Origin of the sequence: Limnohabitans sp., from assembly GCF_040401495.1 — a bacterium.
GTDB lineage: Bacteria > Pseudomonadota > Gammaproteobacteria > Burkholderiales > Burkholderiaceae_C > Limnohabitans.
Window position 1 is genome coordinate 417 of sequence record NZ_JBBAOI010000044.1, and the last position, 3,630, is coordinate 4,046.

5 protein-coding genes are annotated in these 3,630 nt (G+C 51.7%); 2 read left to right on the forward strand and 3 right to left on the reverse strand.

Annotated features, from left to right (window positions below; genetic code table 11):
• A partial coding sequence (locus AC9UEO_RS13390; RefSeq protein WP_509534499.1) for a hypothetical protein occupies window positions 1–245 on the reverse strand: 245 nt, incomplete at its 3' end.
• Between the two features lie 40 nt (window positions 246–285).
• On the opposite strand from AC9UEO_RS13390, the gene AC9UEO_RS13395 reads away from it, so the two are divergent.
• Window positions 286–1,206 (forward strand): hypothetical protein, encoded by a 921-nt coding sequence (locus tag AC9UEO_RS13395; RefSeq protein WP_509534502.1) that lies wholly within the window; start codon window positions 286–288, stop codon window positions 1,204–1,206.
• Window positions 1,206–1,859 (forward strand): phosphatase PAP2 family protein, encoded by a 654-nt coding sequence (locus AC9UEO_RS13400; protein WP_509534505.1) that lies wholly within the window; start codon window positions 1,206–1,208, stop codon window positions 1,857–1,859. The genes AC9UEO_RS13395 and AC9UEO_RS13400 overlap by 1 nt, the downstream gene beginning before the upstream one ends.
• Here the strand turns inward: AC9UEO_RS13400 and AC9UEO_RS13405 are convergent.
• On the reverse strand, window positions 1,849–2,817 hold the full coding sequence (locus AC9UEO_RS13405; RefSeq protein WP_509534508.1) for a fatty acid desaturase: 969 nt from the start codon (window positions 2,815–2,817) through the stop codon (window positions 1,849–1,851). The genes AC9UEO_RS13400 and AC9UEO_RS13405 overlap by 11 nt on opposite strands.
• Window positions 2,818–2,988: 171 nt before the next feature.
• Window positions 2,989–3,630 (reverse strand): DUF3109 family protein (locus AC9UEO_RS13410; protein WP_509534510.1); only part of this gene is annotated, 642 nt, incomplete at its 5' end.

A 3,630-nucleotide genomic window follows, 5' to 3' on the forward strand; every position in this document is an offset into this window, starting at 1 on the left:
ACAGTTTCAGCTGATGCAGCATTAAGTCCTTCAGCAACGCCAGCTTTATGTGCGTATGGCAGTGTCCAAATGGCATCAACGCCTTCGCTCGCCAGTGTCTCGATGACAACTGGGTGATCATTCGGGTAGGCGAGCGTGAATGTGGAACTCGTGCCTGTCTCGAAAAAGGCTCTAACCTTCTGTCCGAGGCGACCCGGTAGGAGATGCACGTGTGAATCCACCACTGTCATGCCGTTTATTGCCATGCGGTCACAGTAGTCACTTCATGCCGTGCGACAATGGGTCATGGCTACTTTCGCTTTTGATAATGAACTGATACTGACTGGCCCGTTTCGTGCCCCGCGCCAGATGTTGGGGGATCAGGAATATGACGGCCACACGAGCGTGCACGACGATGCCACGGCCGACAAGTTGGGATTACCAGGCGCGCCCATTGAAGGGCCAACACACTTCAGTCAGTTCGACCCGTTGGGGGTTGCGATGTGGGGGAGTGCGTGGTTTGAACACGGTTGCATTAGTTCCCATTTTGAAAACATGGTAATTGAAGGCGAGGAAGTGCAAGCAACTGCAACTCGGACGTCTGCAACATCGGCACGTATCGGCGCGGTGAAGTCAGACGGCAATTCAGTTCTGTCCGGAACCATGACTCTTGGGCCAAATCATTCGGAAACAGAACTCGACCGAAGGCTTGCATCCTTGAAAGACCCAGGCGAGTTGTTCATCATTGATCAAATGCATGTGGGAGACAAAAGCGCACCCGAGCGTGTGTCGATGTCATTTACGGAAAGCAACGGACACTTGTATCCGTTTTCACTGAATGACAAGTTGCAGATGATTACAGAACCATCGCCGTGGTACTCATCTAGTACTGCTGCGCAATCGCCATGGGGTCGTGCAGTTATTCCTACCGAAATGGTCAGTGTCCTGGCTCACAAGGGTGGCTTCGCCGGTAAAACACGTGGACCTGCTGTGGGGCTTTTTATTGACTTAGAAGTTCGGGTTATCAATGGTCCGCTATTTGTTGATGCTGAATATGAATTGGTGCACGAAATAGTAGGCATGGGTCAAAGTCGACGTGTTGAAAGTTATTGGACTCGTACATCTATCACTGACCCGGTGTCAGGGGTGCTTGTAGCAACAGTGCTTCTGCATCAAGGTGTTTTCAAGGCTTCGTACGACAAATATCCTGCCGACAAATTGGCGTAATGAGCATTGTGCCCAGGCGAAACCTTCTCCTTACAGTCGTAGTTCTTCTCGTCAGTGCTTGGGCTATTTCGCTCGGCATTCACAGTAAGTCGGGGGTGTCCCACTTTGATCAGTCGGTGTGGCAGTTCTTTGTAAATCACGGATCAACTCGTGTTCACTCAATTGCTCGCTTCATAACATCATTTGGAGTTATTGGGTTTCTGGGTCCAGTGTGCGTTGTTCTTGGTTCGCTTCTGTGGGTGAAGACACGTTCTGTTGCTGTTGCAATTGCCCCATGGATATCAGTGGTTGTATGCGGACAGATCGTTTCAGTATTGAAGAAGTCAACGAATATTCTTCGGCCACCACTTCAGGACCAAGTGGCCCAGATTCATAATCCCAGCTTTCCGTCGGGCCACACCGCAGATACCACTGCGTTTGTTGTCTCGTTACTGCTCATTTTGTGGTGCGCGCTCGAAGTGCAACGTTTAGTTAAAACTTGGGTGACAGTGCTTGGAACATTGGCGTTTATTGTGATGGGCCTCACACGACTAGTGCTCAACGTTCATTGGCTATCTGATGTACTCGCAGGCTGGTGCATCGGCGCAGCCATAGGCCTTGCAGTTACTTATTCGTTACTGGCTCTTCGGCCACAAAAGTTATCTACGCAGTAGTGCGTGATGGGTACGGCAACCAGGTCGCCGCTTCAAAGTCGTACAGCTTGCAGGTCTTCGTGGCTTGCAGGTATGCCTTCAGCGAATACTTCGAATAGCGCACGGTGTCCGGGAAAGCCTCAGCAATAGCGGCTGCTGCTTGAGGCAACTTGTGGAACGGAATGCGCGCATCAACGTGGTGAGGCACATGAACGAAAATGTTGTGAAACCAGAGATAGTTAATGATGCGTGGAGTGTGAAGAACAGTGGTTGATTCCATCTGTCCGTTGAACTGGGTCCACTCTTTACGAGTCCACCAACGAATGTCTGGTGCTACGTGGTGAACATAGACAGTCCATCCGATGATCTGTGTGAACAACAAGAACGGAACAACCAAAACTTTGATTGGCATCCAGATGGCTGTTGCGATGCCGCCGGTGAGTGCGCCAATAACAACCATTGCTACAGCAGCTACAAGCAGTGCTGAACCAAGTGTGATTTTGTCGCGAACGATTTCGTCGTGACGCTTGCCGGGCGCGTTGAAACGCCACATCTTGAGCCACCACACTTCACGAAGGAAATAAGCGCCAGAACCGATGCACGACCATTCAAGACGATGGCGAAGTTTTTGTGCACCAGTCAGTGCCTCGTAATCAGCAACAGTGAGTGGATGCCACACAAAGTCAAAACCTTGGCGAGTGGTGTAGCCGTGGTGAATACGGTTGTGTCCGAGATCCCATGCGGATTCGCAATGGACACTCGGGCCCATGCACAGTTGGGCGATGATGCGATTCGCCTTACGCGAATCAAGAAGTGCGTTATGCGATGCGTCGTGACCTAAGACAAAAAGTCCTGACACTGCAAGACCTGCAAGTAGCCACCAGATGCCAACTGCCCACCAAGTGTTAGTCAGGACTAACGCGACTGTGGGAACTGCGTACAACACGGTTGCTTGAACGAGTGCACGTGTTGCGCGCATGCGTGAACGTTCATAACAAACAGGCGGGATGATGGCGCGCACGTCGTTAAGAGAATTTTCCCGGGGGGCTGGCATTGTTGGTGATTCGATACTCACCCCCACAGGTTAGATGCCTACCTACCGTTAGGTAGGGGCTTTTCGCAGAATCTTGGTCACAGAGACCGAGAAGGGTTATTTCAGGCGATTTCTCAGTTGCACGAAGACCTCAGTGCCAACAATCTCGGACAACGCATCACCAAGGCTGTCAAGGACTGACGAGTCCCCGACATAAGCGTCGGTCCCTTCCGTGCAGCACCATTCGATTTTTTTGCCATGGTCACCCCAGTCGGCACGTGTCCACCTGCGCACGGTGGCAACTTCCACATTGTCTTCGCGCATCTCCCAATCAACCTTGATCGGTAACTGCCAACAGACGGACGGCTTCCAATCCATAGGTGATTCATCGAAGTAATCGGCGGCCAGATGCAGTGCACACCCTTCGCCGCCTTCAAAGCCGTTGCGGTTGTGGAAAATACACGCACCATCAACGACCCGAGTTGCAGAGAAAGACTCGTCTGAGAACACTGTGCCTGCATTTGCCTCAGCGTGGAATTGAAACAAGTGGGCTGGAATAGTGGCAGCGGCAGCAGATAAATTGCGTGCTTCGTCGATTCCGTCTAGTTCAGCCCCCAGCGAACAACAGCCATGGCCAAGTGTGTCGGCTGTGGCGTTAATTCCTTTGCACCCCTTGCCCCAGATGCAGGTCCAGTTGGAAGAGAGAAAATCACGGTCGAATCGCCAGACAGTTTCACCGGCATCGATTTCTTCGTAATT